Here is a 23781-nt window from a genome sequence, read left to right on the forward strand (position 1 = left end):
CCATGTTGTAATAAAATTTTTTTATTTAATAAACCTATTTATGAAGCTATTATCCAGATAGATTTCTTTTTTATAATATATGTTTTTAAGATCTGTATCAAAAACCAAAAATCTCATTTTTACCCCACTCTTTAAAGCATCGATAAATTTATTCGAGAATTTTATATCACGATCAAAATTTGGTGCGAAGGATTTGGCATTGTTATTAAATATCAAAAATAAAACATATGCATCATATCCTTTATTAATAAGATTTATTAGTAAATCCAGATGATGTGATGCCCTCTCACTTACCGCGTCAGGAAACATTGCAACACCATAATTCACAAGGGTGCATGATTTAACCTCTATGTATGCATTATTATATTTAAAGTCAATACGGCGATTTCCAACAACAACCTCTGAAATGTATCCCGGCCTTATAAAATTGGATGCGATTTTATTATGGAATCTTGAATCATTAAATGTGTATACATCACCATTTTTTATAAAAGTTACCGAGTAATCTGTTTTTTTCCCGTGGGCCTCACGGATAAAAATTTCATTTCCGGGATATAATAACTCCTCAAGCCTTCCTGGATCATGCAGGTGGGCAAGAATATTAGTATTATTCATATTTAATTCCATTAGAAATCTATTTATTCTTTTTACAAATATTGCTTTATAAATCTTCTCAAAACTCATAATAACAGTATTTTCATGAATGCCGATAAATGGGCCTGTGCCATCCATAATATGACAATAATTAAAAGCATTTTAATTATTTTATTTTATACATATATAGATAAGCAAATTTATATACAAGCTTGTGATATATATAATTGATATGATTAATAGAACCAGGAAATTAATTATTGCAATCATTGCGATAATAATAGCAGCCATATTTGTGGAAATGGCATTTAATCCAGCTGTAAATAATAATTCAAATTATATAAACGAAAAGGCAGTGGGGTCCAATAATGGTTATCTCATTAACGGTACAATTCAAAATGGTACGGTTAGCCATGCATATATAAAAAACTATTCTATAAATTCCTCAAAAATAAACCATGCATATATAACAAATGCATCCTTAAATAATACATATGTTAGCAATGCAATGATAAAGTATTCATATATAAATAACTCAAGGTTAAATAATGTTACAATTATGAATGATGGTATTAACAATACAGTAATTTATAATGCAACGTTAATAGATGTTTCACTTAATAATGTAACCATATACAATGTTAGCATTATAGATGCCAGTGCTGTAAATTCTTATATAAGAAATGCAACTATTAATCATGCAAGTCTGATTGCCTCGGTTCTTTTAAACTCCACCTTTAATAATGGTACAGCATCATATAGCATTCTTGTTAGTGTAAATCTAACAAATGCAACAGTGAATTTAACTAATTTTACCTTTGTAATTAATCTTAATAACTTTTTTAATCAGGCTTACTTACTTGGAAATTCCAGCTTTAATAATTTGTCATACCATTTGGGGCTTTCAAATAGTACCTTACTTGCCAATATAAATAATCAGGTTAATAATCAGCCGTCAACACCTGTTACATCACCCACAGGCCCGGTTAAGATAGGTAATGGTCCTCAACCAGTAGCACCATTACCTCCCATAAATCCCACAAATCCCCCAAATAATCCTCCAGCACATCCATTACTATAATTTGTGTTTTATTTTTTCTTTACATTATTTAACAAAAGCTGTCAATAAGGTTTTTAATTTTATTTTGTATACAAAATTAGTTCTTTGAAGTGTTTATACCTCCTTGTATATTTTAGAAAAATTAAATTATCAAATATTAAAAGACTCTTTATTCTTTAATATTCATCCTTATTTCTTATAGAACATTTACTATAATTATCATTATTAGTTTTTATTCAATGCTTTAATAGTCTTTATGAATCCAATATATTTATTATGGTTAATTACAGGCCTTATGGCTGTGGCAATGGCCTATGCAATCAACCTATCCAGAAGGGCAGATAACATCATGAATAAATTTTTTGTTTATTTAATTCTGGGTATGATGAACAGCATGCTCATTGCTCCAGTATTTTATTTTATATTTATATTATCGCTGTTAAAGACAATTGAGTTTTCAGTAATAATAATGATGCTGGAGGTGCTTCCATTTTTATTTAAATTTTTATCAGATCTTATGCAGAATTCAGGTTCTGTAAAAAAATCGTTTTTATTTTATTATACAATATTTTTTGTTATATTTGATGAATTAATTATGAGTATAGATTTTAATCTGATTACTGCTAACAGTTACCTGCATTTTTTATTTTTACAACCTTTAAATGCAGTATTTCAGGCCGTATCAACGTACTGGTTTGTATTCCCAATGGCATTTGAGATGCTCATAACGTCTTTAATTTTAAAAAATTCTCTGAAAAAATTAGTATTTATTATTTTTGCAATGCAGTCTCTGGTAATGCTATTAATGCCAACTGCGATAAATAATTCTTTATATGCCAGGGTTGCAGTTTATCTTTCCGGTGCCATAATGACCGGCTTTTTTATTTACATTTTTGAATATCTTTATAGAAAGCAATCCCTTCATAAAACAGAGGGAAAATACATTCTACAGCTTTTGGGAGCATATACATTAATGATGGCGGGGGTATTTATATGGCAGTACAGTAAAAACGTTTACCTGATTTCAGCCTCAATGATTATTGATATGATTGTTTATCTTAATGGTCTTTTAAGATACAATTTTGACGATAAACAATTTTTCTGGATTACAGCCAGAAGATGGTCAGTTTTGTATATGACCATGGTTTTTACATCAGAATTTTTCATGGGATTAACATTTGATGCCCAGTACTATGGTGCCGGCACGTATCTAATCTCAATGGGACTTGCCTCAATAGGCGGAAGCATCATAAACATTATCAGTGCCTCACTTTATGATTTTATCGTCTTTTTCGCTGATGTTGCACTTTCTCCATGGTTTTTAATAATGATGGGAATAGAAATGGGGTCACTTGTGGTATTTAAAATAAGGACAACAAAACAGATTGAAAATAAAATCAGGTTAATTCTGATGCTTCTTGCCTATGCACTTTACACTGTAATTGTTCCATCATTTTTAATTCCAAACAATTCAATGATTCCATTTATTGGTTGGACCATGGGAATAGGTTCTGGTGGTCCAGTTGCTCCATTATTAATCATACCAATGGTTTTAACATATGTTATAAGTGGCATATTATCATTATTGTTTGGGTCAAGACAGCTATGTTCGGTATTTTGTTCCGCACCTGTTATGTATCAGGGTACATTTTATGATTCAATGAAAAAATTCAACAGGCAGACAAAAACAAGCAGGGCAATTACACTAAATAATAAATCGGGCCAGAGACTTTATAAAACTGTTTCCTTGATTGTTTATGCCTCAATTGGAATTACAGCGGTTTTATCATTTCTGGATTCAATACACATAACATCATTTTATTTCTATGGTACGGATCCGGAATACATGCTTTACCTGTTTTATTTCGGTGTTGTCTGGTATATAGTTTTTATAACCATGCCCCTTCTTGGATCCTATGCGTGCATAAACACAGGATACTGTCACTGGGGTAACTTTAACAGGTTTGTTTCCAGATTCGGATTTTTTAAGTTAAAGGTCAGGGATTCAGATACCTGCCTTACATGTAAAACAAGGGATTGTGCAACAGCATGCCCTGTTGGAAATTCCGCCATGCCCGGCAGTTTTATAAAAACTGGTGCGTACAAGGATTCAAGGTGTGTAGGAATAGGCGACTGCATAGAGGCATGCCCACATGATAATATATTTGTATACGATGTTAGAAATTATTTAAGGGAAAGGCTTGGCGGTGAAAAAAAGAAAGATACCTCTGGTTCTAAAAAGGATAAACTAATTTAAAATATCTTTAAGATATACGGTGATTTATGTATAATTTAATTTATATTATTTTAACCGAAATAATAATGACACCACTTATTATATGGATAGTTGATTATATTACCAAAAAATCATCAGAATTTACGGTAACCGCGTATGTAATTTCATTAATATTTTTGGTAATGATGGCCAGCATGCTGGATGCCCTATTTTATTATGATATTAGCAGCAGGTCGTTTCTTAGTGTTATTATTGCGGTAAACATTGTAATGGATCCATCCACTATTGTTCTTCTGTATGCATTTATAAAAATAGCAAGGTCAAAATCTGTTAATTTTTCTAAAAAAACAATTGTAAATACAACAACACTGATTACATGGTCAGAGGTTTCAATGGCGATTTTTTTAAAATCCCTGGCAATTAATGGAGAGTTTATTTTTTCTGGAATTATAGACTATTTCTCATATTTTGGGGCATCTGTTACTTACATACTTTTCCTGATACCAATGGTTTCTGAGATGATTTTCTTTGTTTTTTATAATTTATCCGGCATAAAAAGATTAATAGGGTCCCTCTTACTTTTAATGCAGGTTGCAGACCCTGCAATGTTTAATGGTTATCTTGAAATACCGTTATTAATTGCTTATTCAATTATCATGTTTGCTGTGCTTTACCTTCTTGTAAGTTATGTATATAAGCACAGGCAATCCCTAAATTTAAATGCCCATAAAATGATTAAATATACAATAATTTTAATATCAATATCCGTTGCCGGAATAATAGAACCGTTCATTATTACAGAACCTTTTGGGCTCTCATGGTTATTGCTTGCTGTGAGCATGGTTATTTCCATGTTTTTATACTTTCAAATAGTTCTAGGATACTTCGATTGAATATAATTTTATTAAACAAAATTTTTAATATTATCGAAATATAATTTATTCATGAAAATATCATACAATAATAGTTATGCAGCATTAAACAATTCTGGTGCCTATCTTCATGATTTGTATTTAAATGGCACGCCAATATTAATGCCATCCACAGATAATATTGATACCCATGGAGGTTCTGCAGTATTATTTCCATTTGGAAACAGAATAAGGGATGGGAAATATGAATATAAAAATCAATTGTATAAATTGCCTAAAAACGATGGCAATAATAGCATTCATGGATTGATAAGAGATTTCAATTTTGAATATGAGGGAGATAATAAAAATGAAATAACCTTTTCAGGAATATTTCAGCATCCGGGTTACCCCGGGAGGGCTCAAATAAAAATAAATTATGTAATATCACAGAATAAATTCATAACAAATTTTTATGTAAAATCCCTTGACCTTCAGATACCTGTTGAGGTTGGCTTTCATCCCTATTTTTTGGTTTCTGGCAGGTACACTTTAAATTATAATGGAAAATTAAAAATGATGAATTACATGGATACATACTTTCCTGATGGGACATACACGGATTTTGATCTTAATGATCACGATTTATCATCTTACAGTCTGGATAATGCCTTTAAGTTACATGGTGATATAAAGTTAATTTATGATGACCATGAGATTAGAATTCATAGAAAAAATATGGATTATATTGTTTTATACAATGGAAGGTATGCATCAGGAAAATCTATTGCCATAGAACCAATGACGGGCGCTCCAGATGTTTACCATAATAAAATTGGATTAATAAATCTTAAAAAGGATGAAATTTTTGAATGCGGATATGAAATAGAATTATTGAAATAATTTTATTAAATTTATGATATCATATTATTGTATATTCTTTTGACGGCAATTAAATCCCTTAATTCCATTTCAGGTTTAAATGGTACCTCCTCATTATTCTTTACAGCGTCTATAAATTCACTTATTTCCCTTGTATAAACATCATATTTTTTAATATTCATTTTTCTGCCATTGAGGTATAAATCTCCGTAAACTGTCCTTATTTTTGTATCTATATCCCAGTCTGTTCTTGATTTTGGATCCTCATAAAGTGATCCCTCAGATCCAATTACCTCAAATGCAGGTACCTGTGGTGATTCCATGTATGCCCATGAATAATACAGTAATCCCATGGCACCTGAAGAGAATAGAAATAGCGCAGATGTTGTATCCTCACCATTCAGGCTTGATCCCCCATGCATACTTTTTCCTATTATATTGTTATAATTACCACCAAATTCAAGCATTGTATTAATATAATGTATTCCACCATCTATCAATGATCCACCACCTATATATTCTGGCTGCTGCCTCCAGCCGGTTTTAGAATAAAATCTCTGGTCCCTAACTATTATGCTGTGAATCCTGCCGAGTTTTCCGCTTTTTATTATGTTTTTTGCCTCAACAACTGAAGGATCGAAAAAATACTGGTCTAGTACCATAAATTTAGTCCCATTCTTTTTTGCCTCCCTTATGATTTTAAGACCATCAGATGGATTTGTTGATATTGGTTTCTCCATTAGAAGATTTGCACCGGTTTTTAATGCCTTGATACCGAATTCAAGATGAAGGTTATGTGGAATAATTAAATCTATTATATCATATTTATTTTTCAATGCAGAATCATAATTTGAATAAACATTATTTATATTATATTTGGATTTTACAAAATTTATAACATCATTATCCCTTTCAACTATATCAATTTCAAGATTATTCAACCTATTAAGAGCGGATAGATGCATTTTTCCGAATCCCTTTACGCCCACCACAAGTATTTTCATAATTATAAAATTATAATAAAGATTATTAATTTTTTTATACATTGAAATATCTCATGCCAGCACAATGAGACTTACCATTTGAAATACACCAGAAATTCATTCAAATCATAATTCACCGGCCTTCCACAGAATAACCTGTAATTATATTATTACTGATTTTAATTGCATTATAATTAATGCCCAATTAAAATATTTATATAAAATTTTAAAATGTGTATTCATGCAGCCACAAATCGAAATAGAAAAGCTAAAAAATTATGTCATGGAAAACCCATCATTCAGGATATATATAAATGGAAACAGCGTTGAACTGCATTTTATTCCGAATACACCTGAAGCCTCAATGCACTTTCCTGACGGAGTTCAGGTTGAACATATTATGTATGGGAATATTGAAGATGGTAATGTTGTTTTCTATAAATTTGTTACTATTAGCAGCAGGGGAAAAACAGAAACCGAAATACTTGATGATGATCCTGTCATGGAATGGATGAAATATATATAAAAAAATAGTATATTTTTTAAAATTGCGCATAGCAATCAACTTTTAATGATATATATAATTTCATACTTATAATTCGATGGAAATCTTTTTAAGTGTATAATCCCTTTATTAAGGGATAAGCATGCACGAAATAGATATAAATCTGCTTGTTGGCGGTCCCCAGGGAGGGGGTATAGACAGCTCAGCAAATATGATTAATATGGCATTTTCCCTGGCAGGATATTATATTTTTGGTGTTAGGGAATATCACTCAAATATAAAGGGAAGGCACAGTTATATTCATTTGAGAATTATGAGAAGGCGGCCCGGATCATTAAAATACCCGGTTGATATCATGGTGGCCCTAGACCCTGATACATTGTTTGAGCATATGCATGATGTTTCAAAAAACTCTAAGGTTATATATGATTCAGCATTTGAAAAATTTGATTTATCACAGGCAAGAATGATTTTACCAGATACCCTTGCAAGAATAAAGGAGGAATTATCAAAAAATAATCTTCCGTTAAATGCTGCTGGGGTTCTCGAATATTATCATTCGCATGGAATAAAAACCATTTCAATACCATTTGATAAGGTAATAAATGAAAATGTTCCGGAAGGGCCATCCACAAGGTATTATAATACACTTGGTGCAGGTGTCACCCTTGCACTTCTTGGCCTTGACATGGATCATGCAATCGCCGGAATAAAATATGCATTCAGGAAAAAGCCTGCAGTTATAGAACCCAATGTAAAAATTTTAAATGCTGCATATGACTTTGTGGATAAACTGGGAGAGAATATTGCCAATTTAGAAACGTATGAGGCAAAACCACGGATGCTGTTAAATGGTAATGATTCTGTTGCAATAGGTAAGCTCATGGGAGGTTTAAGATTCCAGACATACTATCCAATCACACCTGCAAGTGATGAAAGCAATCTGCTGGAAAACCATGAGGAAATAGAGTATTTATCAGAGGAGGCGGAAAATCTTAGAAAGGGAGGCCTTGTTGTTGTCCAGACCGAGGATGAGCTTGCCGCTGTAAATATGGCAAATGGCGCGGCACTCACCGGTGCAAGAAGTGCCACTGCAACTTCGGGCCCTGGATTCTCCCTAATGGCAGAGGGTATATCATTTGCTGGCATGACAGAAATTCCAGTGGTTATAACATTTTATCAGCGTGGTGGCCCATCAACAGGCCTCCCAACAAGAAATGGTCAGGCAGATCTGGATTTTGCCCTCAACACCGGCCATGGAGAATTTCCGAAAATAGTGTTATCATCAGGAGATATGGAGGAATGCATATATGATGCAATGAAGGCATTAAATTATGCCCAGAAATACCAGTTACCAGTAATACATTTAATTGATAAAACCCTCGCAAATACCATGGATCTTGTCCCAGAAATAGATGTTAAAAAGGTAAAAATTGAGATTCCAGAGTATAATAATGATGAAAATAACTATAAAAGGTACTCTCTTAATACCAGTAATGGTGTATCACCATACGGTGTATTTGGCAGGGATGTTTTCTGGATGACCGGCGATGAACATGATGAACTTGGCCATGTTACAGAGGACCCTGAGATCAGGGATAAAATGATGGAGAAGAGGATGAAAAAGCTTGAGACTGCTGCAATGGAAATACCATTGGAGGATAAGGCAGTGCTCTACGGTAATAAGGAAGCAGATTTAACTTTTGTTACATGGGGGAGCCAGAAAACATTGATTATGGATTTAATAGATGAATTAAAGAAGGAGAATATTAATGCAAACATGCTTTACTTAAAAATGTTTGAGCCGTTCCCATCAGAATTTGTTGAGAGCATACTGGGTAAATCAAAAACTGTTATAGATGTTGAGAGCAACATGACAGCACAGGCGGCAAAGGCAATAAGGTTAAATACCGGTATAAAAATAGATAATTATATTTTAAAGTATAATGGCAGGCACATGACCATAGATGAGGTATTAACTGCCACAAAGAATATTATTGATGGAAAATCAAAAATGGAGGTCCTGAAAAACGGATCATAAAGGTGGTAAAAATGCAGAAAACAGTATATAATAAGGGAAGTTATAATTTTAGGAATAATGTAACGATAGACTGGTGCCCGGGATGCGGTGATTTCGCAATAGTTACCGCAGTAACACAGGCACTTAGCAAAATGGATATGGACCCAACAAAGGTTGTTGCCATATCCGGTATAGGATGTTCCGGAAAAACACCGCATTATCTTAATATAGCAGGTGCCCACACACTGCATGGAAGGGCGATACCGTATGCAGTTGGCGTTAAGCTTGCAAATCCAGATCTTAATGTACTGGTAATGGGCGGTGATGGTGATATGCTTGGAATAGGGGCAGGCCATTTCGTTGCCGAGGGGAGAAGAAACTCAGGAATAGTTGTGCTCCTGTACAACAATGCTGTTTACGGTCTAACAAAGGGCCAGGCCGCACCAACCATGCCGCTTGGAGAAAAGGTAAAGAGCATACCAAGGCCAAGCATACTTGGTAAAATAAATCCTTCCGCGCTTGCACTGGCATCTGGATATACCTTTGTGGCACGTGCCTTCTCATCTGAAATAGCCCAGCTTTCAGATATAATAATAAAGGCCCTTAACCATAAGGGTTCATCAATGATAGAGGTACTGCAGCCATGCCCAACATACAATGATGTTAACACACTTGACTGGTACAGGAAGAGGGTTTACAAGCTTGAAAATGATAAGTCGTGGGACCCAGAGGTTAATTCCGCTGACGAGGATGAGGAAAAATTCAGCAGGGCCTATGAAACTGCAATGACATGGGGAGATAAAATACCAATAGGAATATTATATAAGAATAATATAATACCGCCATTCACGGAGAGGCTAACATCAATAGTTCCGGATTATTTCAAATATCCACCTGCAAATCAGGACATATGCGATAAAAATGGCTATACGCTGGTTGATCCATTTAAAACATTTAACGAGAAGGTTATTGACTAACCTTCTTCTCCTTTAATTCATTTAAATATTTTTCTATATACTCAAGATCAATGTTTAATGTATTTTCTGTTTCCTTAAGCCATAAAAGACCGCCGGCAGAGTCAACCACCTGACCTGCAAACTTCATATTGCCAACGAGGTTTTTCCAGTTAAATGGTATTTTGGATATTATAGATAAATACATTTTGCCGTCGGATTTTCTTACATGCAGCTTTCCATTAAATAGGTCTCCTTTTTTATAAAATATTTCGGTGGCAAATGGCTTTTCTCCTGGTTTTCTTGAAACGTCCTTAACATCTGTTACCTCAACACCCTTCATGAGATTTTTTAGATCATCCATTTAAAATCCCCTCGACCTCAGGTAATTTGTGGCTATTTTGCCAAGACCCAGCTGTTCTGGCGTGTACCCAAATGAAAGGCCTATAAGCTGTGTTATATACAGTGTTGGCATTGTCCATTTCTGATTGAATCTGTCCATTATTTTAAGCTGCGTGGCATCAAGCTGCAGATGGCACAGTGAGCAGGGGTGTACCAGCATTTCAGCTCCGTTACCCTTTGCATTTGTGAATATATTATTTGCCATTTTTAATCCAACATCTGGATTGCTTCCCATGAGTGGAAATCCACAGCATGCAGCCTTCATTGGAAATGCCACAGGTGTTGCTCCTGTTGCGGCAACAAGATCCATTACACTGTGCGGGTTGTGTGCCGGCTCAAAACCCATCACACTGCTGGGTCTCAGAAGCTGGCATCCGTAGTATGTTCCAACCTTAATGCCCGTGAGCGGTTTCTTTACATGGCTTTTTATGTTATCTATGCCAACATCCTGAATAAGAACCCATATAAAATGTTCGGAATCCACCCCACCTTCATATTTTATGTTGGCCCGGCCAAGGCGTTCATCAACATTTTCCCTTAATTCTGGATCCTTTTCATACTTATCAGCTGCTATTCTGTGGCTGTTAAGGCATACACTGCATGGTGTTGCCATTTTATCATATCCCATATTTTTTACCTTGTTAAGATTCCTGAGATTAAGTGCGGTATGTATTTCCTCACTTTTATCATCCATAAACCCTCCACCACAGCAGTTCCAGTCCTCCACCTCAACTAGCTCAAGGTTTAAATCCTTTGCAATAAGCTGGGTTGCAATATCAACATCCTTTGCTATTCCATGGGATGCACATCCCGGATAGTATGCCACCTTCATTTTTTATCACCCATTATCTTTTTTATTTCATCTATATTTTTTACATCATTATCCTTTGCAAGTGCGTATTTTAATTTTCCCTCCTTTCTCATATAATTTATATCCTTAATTGCCTCTCCAAAACCAAAAGTTTTTAGGTATAATGTTGATTCCTTTATTTTTCCCGTATTGTTAATAAGATCAAATACTGTGTCATCATGCTTTCTCGCCATCTCTGTAACCTCTGTATTGCCCTTATATTCATTGAGGTATGATTTTGTTTTTTTAATTGCAATTACGGGCTGCACGTCCTGTGGGCACACCTCATAGCACATATAGCATGATGTGCACCTCCATGCACTGTCCATAAGTATATTTATCCTCTCCTCCGTCTTTGTATCCCTGCCATCAGCAATAAACCTGTAACCCTTTGCATGTGCGGCAGGTCCCAGAAATTTTTCATCCATTCTTACGGAGGGACAGGCGGAAACACACAGGCCGCACCATATGCATTCCTGGAACTTCCACACCTCTTTCTGCTCTGAGGGGGTCATCCTCTGCTCATTTTCACCTGCTATTACAGATTCATCTGCATAAAGTCTTGGCATTACCTTATACATTCTATCATAAAATGTGTCAATGTCCGGTATTAAATCCCTAATACCTTTATAATAATCCATTGCCTCAAGATTAATTTCATTATTTTCGTCCATCACATCAAATGCCATGGTTCTGCATGCAAGTCTTGGAAAACCATTAATCTTCATGGCACAGCTCCCACACACTGCCATATGGCACGAGGCCCTGTATGCAAGTGCAGGATCCTGCTCAGTTTTTATACGCCTCAACACCTCAGTCATCTGTGTATATCTATCGGCCCTTACCTTGTATGTCTTCCAGTAAGGATCATTTTTACCGTCGTATTTTTTAATATTTACGGTTATTTCCTTTTCCTCCACCATATCAATACACCCTCGGTTCCGGTTTCCATTTGGTTACTATAACCGGCTTATACTTTATTTCTATATCATTATCTGCAAGATATGCCAATGTGTGCTTCATCCAGTTCGTATCATCCCTTTCTGGGAAATCATCCCTGAAATGTGCACCCCGGGTTTCTGTCCTGTTAAGAGCTGCAGACGCTATGGCCAGAGATACATCTATCATATTTCTTGTTTCAAGTGCATTGAAGACCTCTGTATTGTAATTTGTTGTTTTATCAGTTACGTACATATTCAATGACCTTTCCTTTAATTTTTTAATGCTCCTCACAGCATCCTCAAGCTTATTTTTATCCCTGAATATGCCAACGTTTTCCCACATAATGTCCCTAAGCTCGTTCAGGAGCGTGCCAAAATGCTCTCCATTTTCCCTCTTAATGTATTTATATGCATTATCAAGTATTTTATCTGTACCATCTGATGCCTCGACATTTTTATGATTCTTCAGGAATTCAACCATTGTATTGCCTGTTTCCCTGCCATATACAAGAGTTTCAAGAAGTGAGTTGGAACCAAGCCTGTTTGCACCGTGAACAGATACACATGCAGCCTCGCCTGCAGCAAAAAGTCCATTGAGGTCTGAATTTGCCCCTGTTATATCAACGTCAATACCTCCCATAAAGTAATGCTGTGCAGGTCTGACAGGTATCATTTCCTCGGTTGCGTCAACCCCTGCAAACGTTTTTGCAGCATCATATGCAAGGCTTAACCTGTCCATAATATATTCCTTGCCAAGGTGTGTTAAATCCAGCCCGAGATAGCCACCCTCAAAGCCCCTGCCCTCACGCATCTCAATGGTCATAGACCTTGATACAATATCCCTGGGTGCGAGGTCAAATTTATGGGGTGCATATTTGGCCATAAACCTCTCACCCTTATTATTCTTTAATATTCCACCCTCGGCCCTTGCGGCCTCACTTATTAATATATCAGAGGGATACAGCCCAGTGGGATGAAACTGCACGAATTCTGGGTCCTTTAACGGGACACCTGACCTCAGTGCAATGCCGTATCCATCACCGGTATTTATATAACTGTTTGTTGTATGCTTATATATCATGCCGAGGCCGCCAGAGGCTATTAAAAGTGCCCTTGCCTTAAGGTATATTGGATCCATATTTTTCATCTGCATTGCAACAAGTCCGTTTACATTATTACCATTTTTTACAATATCTAAAACATAATACTCCGGATAAAAATCTATATTATTAAATCCAGATGCATGTTCAAAGAGAGTATGCAATAATGCCATTCCCGTTTTATCAGCAACAAATCTGGTTCTTGGATATGTCTGCCCACCAAAATATCTCAGGGCTATTCTGCCATCAGGCTGCCTGTTGAATGGTGCACCCCATAGATCAAGAAGATTGATTATTTCCCCAGATTTCTGTGAAAGTAATTCTGCAGCATTTTGATCCACAAGATAATCACCACCCTTAACCTCATCATAGGACATAAAATCAGGGTCATCATTTGGGTCTGAATTGCCCTTTATGTACGCAGCTATTCCACCCTCTGCAGCTGCGGAATGAGACCTTGTCGGAAAAACTTTAGAAACCACGGCAACGGTAAACCCATGTTCGGCCACCGTGTTTGCCGCCATAAGGCCAGCCAAACCGCCTCCTAGAATTACAGCATCATATTCTTTTTTTTCCATGAAATAATCACCTATATATAGTTTATACTATGGTATAATTACATAAAATATAAGATTTTGTTTTTAAACCTTAGAAAAAACAATTTTAGGATTTAAAGCATAAAATTATGAAGAAAAACGTTTCAACGTAACCGTATTGAATATAAATGATTAGGACAATGAAAGAAAAATATAAAAAACCAAAATTTTTATGCAGGGTGTTTTATTATAAAATAATTGTTAATATCATACTTTTATAAATTTATATTATTATATAACAAATTTTAAATCTAAATTCAAGAACAAACTGCTTGAATATTCAATAAATGTTATAATTTATAACAACTTATGAAACTTAATATTAACCTTTGAATAATTATTATTGTTGTGCTCCATAAAATTATATTTATATAATTTACATTATAATGTTCATTATTTTTATAAATAATGAGGGCATTGCTAATACACAGCCTCTGTTAGATTATAATCAACAACAGGCACTCCAAAACTGGATAAACTTTTAAATTTAAACATCTCATCATATTTTTCTTGCGGTGTCATTGGCTTATCTTTAAGCGCACTCAGGAAGCGTTCATTTTCTGAAAGTTCAGATAAATAAATCATATCACCATGTGTAAAATTAATTTTTTTAAGATAATTAACAGTATTATTTATATGACCCTGAGAATGTTTTTTACCTCCGGCGCCTATTAAAATTATAATTCCAATATTTATCCCGGCATCTTTAACAGTGTTTATAAAATTTATGGATTCATTTATGTCTATTTTTTTATTTAAAATGTTCAGTACATCTGGGTCCCCACTTTCAAGACCCACATAAACTCTTTTCATACCAAGTTCCCTCATTCTGACAAAATCCTCAAATTTTTTGGTCTTAAGTGTTGTGAATACATCCATAAAAGAGTAAATCCCAAGATTAAAATTACTATGAATTAAATCTAAATATTCGAAAAGCCTGTCTGACCCTATATTTATGGCATTTGCATCACCAAGGAATATTGATCTTCTGGACGTTATGGAACTGCCAAAATATTCCTTTAATGCATTTATCTCGGATTCTATGTCTTTTAGGTGTAAAACATTATATTTATCATTTTGGTAAAGATCACAGAACGTACATTTATTCCATGGGCATCCAGATGTTATCTTTAAATAAATCGATAAATACTGGTCAGGTGGCACTATTGGTATAAAATTGCCATATATTTTAATTAATTTCTCTGCGTCATCCTGTAAAAATTCATAATTTACATGTTCCGGTATATATGTATAATTTCTCGCATAGGAATAAAACTCATTGACTATTTTTTTTGCCTCATTAATTCCAAGCCGCTCCACCATTCTTCTTCTGTTTATAATATAATTCTTAATGAATATATTCTGCAGGCTCCTTCTAACGGTAAATCCATTATATGAATAAAACATTATTCTGTAATTATTATCCATTACCATTATTCTGGAATTTTCTGCTATTTTTATTGAACCATCTGCCTGAATATATGTCATGTTTATGCCTAACTATTGTTAAATATATCATCTATTAATTCCTTATGCTTGCTTTTATACTCATCTTTATCAAAATGCCTGTAAAGGTATATTAAAAATGCTATTAAAAATACACCTGGAATCCACATATAAAATGAGCTGTATGGATTTTTTGTTTTTAATAAAACTATTTCCGATGTTTCAATAAGCCCGGCAATGGCAAGTTCTATAACCACAAATATGTACATGTACAGTATTTTTATATAGCTTTTTAATGGATAACCTTTTATTAGATAATATAAAAGGTAAATCCCGGAGCTTAATGCAACAGAATATGCTGGGAGCTCAAGCCAGAAATGCGGAAGCATCATTAATGAAATGGCAATAACAAGACCTGAGGTGTGATCATGCGCACCCTCAACTGCAACAACCAGCGCAGTTGAATATATTGATGTGGCAAAGAAGAATATTCCTATTATGGGTATAAATTCAATGGTTGCAATTAGGAGATTATGTGGAAATATTGAAAGCCACATCGGTATGAAGGCCTGGGACGTAATGCTTCTATCCTCAGATGCAAATGAATTATATAATGCAGAATTATGGATTGGCAGGGAGGAAATGAAAAGAAATGCCGCAAGATCCAGAATGAACACCAGCAGGAATAATCTTCTTAGTTTTATCATATAATTTTATAAGTAAATTTTATTATAAAACTTTAATTGTTTTCAATTCTTGTAATCTGATTAATATCCTCATTATATTTTTGCAGCAGGTTCTTTAATGTAATAATTCCCAGAAATTTCCCATTATCAGTGACTGCACACCATGTTGTTCTATTCTTCATCATTATCTCCCATGCACTCTCTGCACTGTTTTCAAGTTTTACATATGATGTTCCGGGCCGGTAATATTCATTTACATAACCATAAAGCTTATTTTCAATATCATACATATAAATGCTTCCAAGAAGCTGATCGTTATGAACAACCGGAAGTGCCAGCATGCTGTTTTCCCTCATTATCTCTGCAGCCCTGTGAATGCTGTAATATAAATCTGCGTATATATTTGTGATAAGCGGTACATCAGAAACCTTAATATCAAGTAATAACGGTGTATGGTATTCTCCCATGTTGGCAGGAGAATCCTTTCTTGTCATAACCTGTGATTCGTATATGCTGTATTTTGTTCCGGATACGATATATGCAATTGTTACAGCTATCATTGCACCGGGAAGCAGCTGAAGGCTTCCTGTCATTTCAACAACCATTATAATTACAGACAATGGGGCCTTACCCGCAGAGCCAAAGAATGAAAGCATGCCTATTATTACAAAGGGTGCCACTGAGGTTACTATTGCAGGAACAATCATATGAAATAGAAAACCGATAAGGGCTCCAAGAGATGCCCCTATAAATATGCCGGGAGCAAATACACCCCCACTGCCACCTGAGGATACAGTAAATGATGTGGCAATAATTTTAACAAATGGAAGCAAAATTAAAAAAACAATTAATGGAAGGCCAAAGGTTATAAGGTCATTAAACTGGCCGCTTTCCAAAAGCTGAACCCACCCATAGCCTGTGCCCAGAATTTCAGGAAAGGCAAGTGCTATGAGGCCTGTTACAGCACCGCCAACCATTGGCTTAATATGATTGGGGACCTTCCATTTTTTAAAAATATCCCTTACACCGTAAAATGTCCTGACATATACTATTGACATTAAGCCGGCTATTATACCAAGAAGTGCGTAAAATGGCATCCTCAGCGGGTTAAACGCCTCAAGGTAATAACCAAATATTGGCTCGAATCCAACTATTGATGCAAAAATGGAGTACCCTATTGCAGATGCCACTAGTGATGGGAATATAACCTCTGATTCAAAATCACGGCGGTAAAGTATTTCTGCACCCAGTATGGCACCACCTATTGGTGCCTTAAATATTGTTCCTATACCTGATCCTATTCCAACCGCAACGGCTATTCTGCGATCCTTGGGGCTTAAACCAAGAAAATCAGCAATCATGGATCCTATGCCTGCGGCTATTAATGCTGTTGGCCCCTCCCTGCCGGCGCTGCCTCCAGATCCTATGGTAATTGCAGATGCCAGTGTTTTAATAAATGGGATTCTATGCCTTATTTTCCCCTGCTTGTAATGAAATGACCTTATTGCGGCGTCCGTACCGTGGCCCTCCGCCTCCGGTGCTGTGGTATATATTATCAATCCTGATATTAGCCCGCCAAGTGCAACAATAAGCGGAATAAAATAAAAATGAGTTGCATGAAATGTATATATTAAGGAACCCCCCTCACCAAGTGGCCTTGGTATGTTCATGCCTATTATATGAATTAAAAAAATATTCTCAAAAAATCTTATTGCAAAATAAAAAATTGTTGCACCAAATCCTGCCACAACGCCTATTAAACCTCCTATTAATAGCCATCTCTCGAAATAGGGCAGGGCAGATATTTTTAGATTCGTTTTTATACCCCTTACTTAATTTACAGGGTAATTATATATAAATATATAATATTTAGTAAACGGATTTAATGCATATTAACCAAGATTTCCTGATTTTGCAAGCGATATTTATTTTATAAAATATTTTATCAATTCAATACCGTTATATATTGTAATGAATTATCATACAGACTATTAACCATGATTAACGAGAAGCCATTTAAGGTTAAACAACAGTTACCATTCCTTGATGATATCATAGCAGAATGGTTCGATTCAAAATATGATGATTTAAGTGAACCACAGAAAAAGGCAATACCACTAATACATAATGGAAAAAATGTGCTGGTATCATCACCAACCGGAACAGGAAAAACACTTACAGGATTTCTTTCAATTTTAAATGAGCTATTTATAAATGCAAGGAATAATTCCCTTGAGGATAAAATATACTGTGTATATATCTCACCATTAAAGGCACTGGCTAATGATATTGATAAAAATCTTAAGGAGCCTTTAAAGGAAATCTATGATCTGGCCAGATCAAAGGGAGAAAATATACCTGATATAAGAATTGGTGTTAGATCTGGCGATACTGGCCAGAGCGAGAGGGGAAAAATGCTGAGGAAACCTCCCCATATTTTAATAACAACCCCGGAATCATTATCACTGGCACTTACCGCAACAAAATTTAGGGAAAAATTTGCAGACGTCCAGTACGTTATAGTTGATGAAATTCATGAGATTTCAGCAACAAAACGTGGATCACTATTATCATTAAATCTGGAAAGATTGTATAATATAGCAGGTGAATACACAAGAATAGGGCTTTCAGCAACCCAGGCACCACTGGATCTAATTGCCTCATACCTTTGTGGCTATTCCGGAAATAAGAAAAGAGAATGTGAAATTATAGAGGTAAACACAAACAAGTACCTTGATTTAAAGATTATAACTCCGGTAAAGGACCTAACAATGGTAAGCTTCGAGGTCGCCAATGAAAAAATGTATGACATAATGGTCGATTTAATAAATTCTCATAAAACCACATTAATTTTTACAAACACAAGGAGCTCCACAGAGCATGTTGCCATAAGACTTAAGGCAAGAGGAATTGAAAATATTGAGGCGCATCATTCATCGCTTGGAAAGGAAACAAGGATAGATGTTGAAAATAAGCTTAAGAATGGCGAATTAAAATGTGTTATTACATCAACATCACTTGAACTTGGAATTGACATAGGTTTTATTGATCTTGTTATTCAGATAGGCAGCCCAAAATCGGTTTCAAGGGCACTTCAGAGGATAGGGCGGTCTGGACATGGCGTCAGGGATCTCTCAAAGGGAAGATTTATAGTATTTGATCTTGATGACCTGATGGAATGCGCCGTAATGACAAAGGCTGCCTATGATCACGAAATTGACAAGGTAAGCATACCATTAAATCCACTTGATGTTTTATCCCAGGGAATAATAGGCATGGCCCTCGAAAAGGTATGGAATATAGATGACGCATATAATTTAATAAAAAATTCTTTTTCTTTCCACACCTTGGATTATAATGATTATATTGCCACATTAAATTATCTCGCAGGAAAAATAGAGGGAAATACTTTATTTTCAAAAATATGGCTTGATGAGGAACAAAAAACATTTGGAAAGAAGAAAAGCACCAGAATGATATATTTTATGAATGTTGGAACCATACCAGAGGAGGCAAATTATAATGTTGTAAATGAACAGGGTAGAATAATAGGCCAGTTAAGCGATAAATTCGTGGAAAGATTAAAAAAGGGAGATATATTCGTTTTGGGTGCAAAAACATATATTTTTCTAAGAACGTCAAGAAATAATATTACAGTCAGGGAGGCAAAGGGAATGAAGCCAACAGTGCCATCATGGACAGGTGAGCTGCTTCCCCGAAGCTATGATCTCGGTGTGCTAATAGGAAAGTTTAGGGAAACACTTTATAAAAAAATAAAGGCTGGCGAGGATCCCCGGCAGTGGTTAATCGATAACTACCGGGTTGATGAATACGGTGCCATGAGCCTTATATCATATGTAAAATCCCAGGGTTCATTTTACATTCCAACACACGACAGGTTATTTATTGAGGGCTATATTGACAAGGATTTGTATGATATAATATTTCATATTCCGCTTGGAAGGCGTATTAACGATGCCATATCAAGGGCATATGCGCTTGCAATATCAAATAAATATGGAATATCCACAAGGCTAAGCGTTAACGACAACGGTTTTATGATTACAATAGGAAGACGCCTGAGAATCGATGATATTATTCATCTTATTAATGCCGGCAATTTTGAGGATTTATTAGACAGGTCAATAGTAAACACAGAAATGTTTAAGCAGCGTTTCAGGTACTGTGCCACAAGATCTTTAATGGTTTTAAGGAAGTATAAGCAAACGGATATATCTGTGGCAAGGCAGCAGCTTCGCAGTGACAGGCTTTTAAGGGTTCTTGAATCCATGAATAATTTTCCTGTAATAAAGGAAACTTTTAATGAGATAAAAAATGATCTCATGGATGTTAATAATGCAAAAAAATATATCAACGATGTAATAGATTCCGGGCATTACAAAATAAGGGATTACAGTGACGAAACCAGTCCATTTTCATATAATTTAATACTTTCTGGTGTTTCAGATATAGTTTTAATGGAGGACAGATCCAAGTTATTAAGGGAATTGCAGAACAAGCTTCTCGATAAAATTTACGGTACAAACGGAATAGATTTTCTTATTAAGGATTCAAAGATGGCTGAGGACTACTTTAAAAATAAAATTCCAAGGGTTATCGATGAAAATTCATATATGGATTTTATTAAGCATTTTCTTTACATAGATCCGTTTAAAAAAAGGTATAATTCGCCACTGGATTATACTGACATGGATATAGAAAAAATAACCTATGAACTTATAGACCAGGATATTTTGGTTTATGCCTTTATGAGGTCTGACCAGTGGGTGTACCGCGGGTATTATGATATTATGTACTCATTATTTAAAAAAGAAGTCGAACTTAATAATACAGATAAAGAGGTTTTAAATAATGTAAATCTTAAATCATATTCAGAACTTAAAAAGCTCGGCATAAATGAGGATGCATTAAAGGATTCATTAATGAAGCTGGAGGAGAACTATTTAATCAGGAAAAAGTTGTCAGGCCATAATTCGGTTTACATAAAAAATGATATAAAAGTTAAAACATCTGGTAATGAATTAAAGGATGCTGTTAAACTTATTCTATCATCCTTTGGGCCATTATCAATGGATGAGCTTCAGATAAGGCTTCCCGTGGATTCTGACATGCTGGAACAGTCGATGGAGGAACTAATAAAAACTGGAGAGGTTATATATGATTACATTACACCAATATTTGTTAAGCAGTACATACTAAAAAACGATCTGGATGCAATTCTCAATAAAACCGATGAAAATATACTGACAAAAAGAATAATAAATTTTATACAGGAGGTTGATGACGTCAGTGAATATTTTGAAAAATATGGTTTTGCATTTGATGTCTATGATATTTTGATTAGAACCAAACATTATAATCAGATGGATTTAAACAAAATGCTTAAAAACCAGGATGTATATTATTTAAAGGCCATAAAAAATAAATATGTGTATATATCTAAATGGCTGGTTGATGCACTGTATTATCTAAGATATGAAAAAAATACAGAGAATGAGGAAAATATATTAAGATACATAGCCGAGGGGTATAACACAGAGGAGGAACTGTTAAATATCTCAGGTCTGGATAAATCAATTATTAAGGTGATATTAAAATCCCTTACATTCAAATTCCAGATAATGGATAATAATGGAATTTTTACCATTTATTATCCGGTTGATAATAACAGTAATATAATAATAGAAAAATATGGTCCGGCCACAGCCTATGAACTCTCTAGATTTTTCTGGTTTAATCCTGCAAGAATAGATTATTCTGGATTAAAGCCATATTATTACAAAAATGACGTTTATTATGGCTTTATTAAAAACAGTAATGTGCAAAACAGGGGAATAATAGTAAATATTAATGATCCTGTGAGCATATACCTTGGAAAGTATATACAGAATGACGATTACAATGCAAGATTTATTTACAACGGTGCCGAGGAGGCAATATTCCATATGGAAATGCGCACCCCCGGTATATGGATAGATAATTTATATTTTGAGCATCCAAAAGTTGACGAATTTATTGAGGCCTTATTAAATACGTGCAATAAAACTAATATTAATTCAATTATAATTAAGGTTGGGGATGGTATTTCCTTTGATAACTTTGAAAAATATGGGTTTAAAAAACAGAATGATGTAATATACCGCGGAAACTTCGAAATTATGGATATAACCAATGATGACCTGATTGAACTTGCAGTTAAAAAATCGATGAACCAGAACATACCAATAAATTACAGTGTACTAAATAAAATGCTTTTTGGATTTAGAAATGATATAGAATCATCATATTTTGGGGTAAGGAGCCTTGAATTAAATAACTATTATAACTCTGTACTTCTGTATAATTTTAATGGCCCCTTTGGAATAAATGCCCTTGCAACAAAAAACGTTATAAGCATATACAGGTCTGCAAAGAAGAACGATCTAAATTCTCAGGAGGAAAAAATTCTTAAGATGCTTATATCAGAATCAATGTCGGAGAATGAATTAATTAAAACGGCAAACATAAATTCTATTGTAATAAAAAATTCTATAAAAAATCTTTATAAAATTAATGCCATAGCAAGGGATAAAAACAGAAAATATATAGTAATTAATTCAGAGTATAATGAGCAGGAAGCCATAGAAAATATACTTTCATATATAATTGAAACAATTGGCTTCTTCGATGATGCCATATATGAAAGGTTTATGGAGACAAAAATCAGCAGGGCTTATTTAAGTGCAGTAAAATCTTTAATTTCAGCCAGGGTTATACACGAGGTTTTAATACCATCCGAAAAAAAGATAATATATGTATCAACTGCTATTGATATGGCCAAAATTAAAAAAATGAATGTAATAAGGTTAATAACCCCGAAGGATATAATATCATTATTCTTTACTGACTATATAAAATCGAGATATAAAACGGTAAATTCATATTTATTATTTTATAACAACTCCATAAAGGCTAATTTTACCGTCAAAAAGAGTGGAAAATACCTGTCAATCAAATCATTTAATGGAGATAATTCATTAAAAGGAATTATAAAAAAAGAGTTCAACAATGCAGGATATATATTATCTATATGAAATAATTTTATCTGTTTATCCATTAAAATGATAATTTTGAAAAAATTTAAAAATTTGGCATGTATTTTGAAATTTTCTGAATAACATCATCGGGTGCCGCTGCAAGTGCCTTTTCCATCATTTTTAGATCCCTATCCCTTATCATTTCCGGCAGATCCATGTTTGCCTTCACCCTTAAATTTAGATAATCCCTAATTTTATCCCCATCCATTTCTGAAATAACCTTAAAAACGGTGATGCAGAAATTTACATAATTTTCATCTGTGGCCTTTCTCATCTCAATAATCATGTCCCTCATAATTTTTTCAATCTCATTCTGGTTCATCTGCAAAAGTTCATTTATATATAATGCTGTTTCAGATTTTCGTGTTTTTTCATCCATTTCTGAAATTTCCAGTGTACTTTTCATCTGTATCTATTGATAATTTTGGCTTTTTTAAAATATTTTTTGGTATGAATAAAATAATTGGCGGGCCTGCCGGGATTTGAACCCGGATCCTCGGCTTCGAAGGCCGTAAGGATGTCCTAGTTACCCCACAGGCCCGTTCAGTGTATTATTTTATGGAATAAAAATAATGGGTT

18 protein-coding genes and 1 tRNA gene are annotated in these 23781 nt (G+C 34.5%); 8 read left to right on the forward strand and 11 right to left on the reverse strand.

Annotation, left to right across the window (positions count from 1 at the left end):
- Positions 1-21: 21 nt before the first annotated feature.
- A complete protein-coding gene (sfsA, locus tag AOG54_RS03145; RefSeq protein WP_055032402.1) occupies positions 22-732 on the reverse strand; it encodes a DNA/RNA nuclease SfsA in 711 nt (236 codons plus the stop codon).
- Between the two features lie 94 nt (positions 733-826).
- Here sfsA and AOG54_RS03150 point away from each other — a divergent pair, with 94 nt between their 5' ends.
- The 4 genes from AOG54_RS03150 (at position 827) to AOG54_RS03165 (ending at position 5644) form a co-directional block, all read left to right on the forward strand.
- A complete protein-coding gene (locus AOG54_RS03150; RefSeq protein ID WP_156324179.1) occupies positions 827-1675 on the forward strand; it encodes a hypothetical protein in 849 nt (282 codons plus the stop codon).
- 235 nt (positions 1676-1910) lie between these two features.
- Entirely contained in the window at positions 1911-3911 is a 2001-nt protein-coding gene (locus tag AOG54_RS03155; protein ID WP_055032404.1) for a 4Fe-4S binding protein, read from the forward strand.
- A gap of 65 nt (positions 3912-3976) precedes the next feature.
- Positions 3977-4783 carry a hypothetical protein gene (locus AOG54_RS03160; RefSeq protein WP_162200849.1) on the forward strand — a complete coding sequence of 269 codons (807 nt, stop codon included), beginning with the start codon at positions 3977-3979 and terminating at the stop codon, positions 4781-4783.
- 51 nt (positions 4784-4834) lie between these two features.
- Complete coding sequence (locus tag AOG54_RS03165; protein ID WP_048101157.1) at positions 4835-5644, forward strand: aldose 1-epimerase; 810 nt, start codon at positions 4835-4837, stop codon at positions 5642-5644.
- Between the two features lie 11 nt (positions 5645-5655).
- Here AOG54_RS03165 and AOG54_RS03170 read toward each other — a convergent pair whose 3' ends face one another.
- A complete protein-coding gene (locus AOG54_RS03170) occupies positions 5656-6627 on the reverse strand; it encodes a Gfo/Idh/MocA family protein (protein WP_048101156.1) in 972 nt (323 codons plus the stop codon).
- Between the two features lie 220 nt (positions 6628-6847).
- Here AOG54_RS03170 and AOG54_RS03175 point away from each other — a divergent pair, with 220 nt between their 5' ends.
- The 3 genes from AOG54_RS03175 to AOG54_RS03185 all read left to right on the forward strand — a co-directional run bounded on the left by AOG54_RS03175 (position 6848) and on the right by AOG54_RS03185 (position 10108).
- On the forward strand, positions 6848-7132 hold the full coding sequence (locus AOG54_RS03175) for a hypothetical protein (protein WP_048101155.1): 285 nt from the start codon (positions 6848-6850) through the stop codon (positions 7130-7132).
- A gap of 121 nt (positions 7133-7253) precedes the next feature.
- Positions 7254-9152, forward strand: coding sequence for a 2-oxoacid:ferredoxin oxidoreductase subunit alpha (locus AOG54_RS03180; RefSeq protein WP_175266598.1), 1899 nt, complete (start codon positions 7254-7256; stop codon positions 9150-9152).
- 11 nt (positions 9153-9163) lie between these two features.
- Positions 9164-10108 (forward strand): 2-oxoacid:ferredoxin oxidoreductase subunit beta, encoded by a 945-nt coding sequence (locus AOG54_RS03185; RefSeq protein WP_055032405.1) that lies wholly within the window; start codon positions 9164-9166, stop codon positions 10106-10108.
- Here AOG54_RS03185 and AOG54_RS03190 read toward each other — a convergent pair.
- The 7 genes from AOG54_RS03190 to AOG54_RS03220 all read right to left on the reverse strand — a co-directional run bounded on the left by AOG54_RS03190 (position 10098) and on the right by AOG54_RS03220 (position 17928).
- Positions 10098-10448: a hypothetical protein gene (locus tag AOG54_RS03190; RefSeq protein ID WP_048101154.1), complete on the reverse strand. Its 351-nt coding sequence runs from the start codon at positions 10446-10448 to the stop codon at positions 10098-10100. The genes AOG54_RS03185 and AOG54_RS03190 overlap by 11 nt on opposite strands.
- Positions 10449-11318: a CoB--CoM heterodisulfide reductase iron-sulfur subunit B family protein gene (locus AOG54_RS03195; RefSeq protein ID WP_048101153.1), complete on the reverse strand. Its 870-nt coding sequence runs from the start codon at positions 11316-11318 to the stop codon at positions 10449-10451. It abuts the gene before it with no gap.
- Complete coding sequence (locus tag AOG54_RS03200) at positions 11315-12265, reverse strand: succinate dehydrogenase/fumarate reductase iron-sulfur subunit (RefSeq protein WP_156150280.1); 951 nt, start codon at positions 12263-12265, stop codon at positions 11315-11317. The genes AOG54_RS03195 and AOG54_RS03200 overlap by 4 nt, the downstream gene beginning before the upstream one ends.
- Positions 12261-13955, reverse strand: coding sequence for a succinate dehydrogenase flavoprotein subunit (locus tag AOG54_RS03205; protein ID WP_048101151.1), 1695 nt, complete (start codon positions 13953-13955; stop codon positions 12261-12263). The genes AOG54_RS03200 and AOG54_RS03205 overlap by 5 nt, the downstream gene beginning before the upstream one ends.
- Positions 13956-14393: 438 nt before the next feature.
- Positions 14394-15461, reverse strand: a complete 1068-nt coding sequence (locus tag AOG54_RS03210) for a radical SAM protein (protein ID WP_055032406.1) — start codon at positions 15459-15461, stop codon at positions 14394-14396.
- A gap of 8 nt (positions 15462-15469) precedes the next feature.
- A complete protein-coding gene (locus AOG54_RS03215) occupies positions 15470-16126 on the reverse strand; it encodes a stage II sporulation protein M (protein WP_084779376.1) in 657 nt (218 codons plus the stop codon).
- Between the two features lie 32 nt (positions 16127-16158).
- On the reverse strand, positions 16159-17928 hold the full coding sequence (locus tag AOG54_RS03220; protein WP_055032408.1) for a chloride channel protein: 1770 nt from the start codon (positions 17926-17928) through the stop codon (positions 16159-16161).
- Between the two features lie 174 nt (positions 17929-18102).
- Between AOG54_RS03220 and AOG54_RS03225 the strand changes: the two genes are divergently transcribed.
- Positions 18103-23199 carry an ATP-dependent helicase gene (locus tag AOG54_RS03225; protein ID WP_055032409.1) on the forward strand — a complete coding sequence of 1699 codons (5097 nt, stop codon included), beginning with the start codon at positions 18103-18105 and terminating at the stop codon, positions 23197-23199.
- Positions 23200-23245: 46 nt separating this feature from the next.
- Here the strand turns inward: AOG54_RS03225 and AOG54_RS03230 are convergent, their stop codons facing one another.
- Entirely contained in the window at positions 23246-23608 is a 363-nt protein-coding gene (locus AOG54_RS03230) for a hypothetical protein (RefSeq protein ID WP_048101147.1), read from the reverse strand.
- A gap of 58 nt (positions 23609-23666) precedes the next feature.
- Positions 23667-23743: transfer RNA gene (locus AOG54_RS03235), tRNA-Arg, on the reverse strand.
- Positions 23744-23781 lie beyond the last annotated feature (38 nt).

This window comes from Acidiplasma aeolicum (genome assembly GCF_001402945.1).
Lineage (GTDB): Archaea > Thermoplasmatota > Thermoplasmata > Thermoplasmatales > Thermoplasmataceae > Acidiplasma > Acidiplasma aeolicum.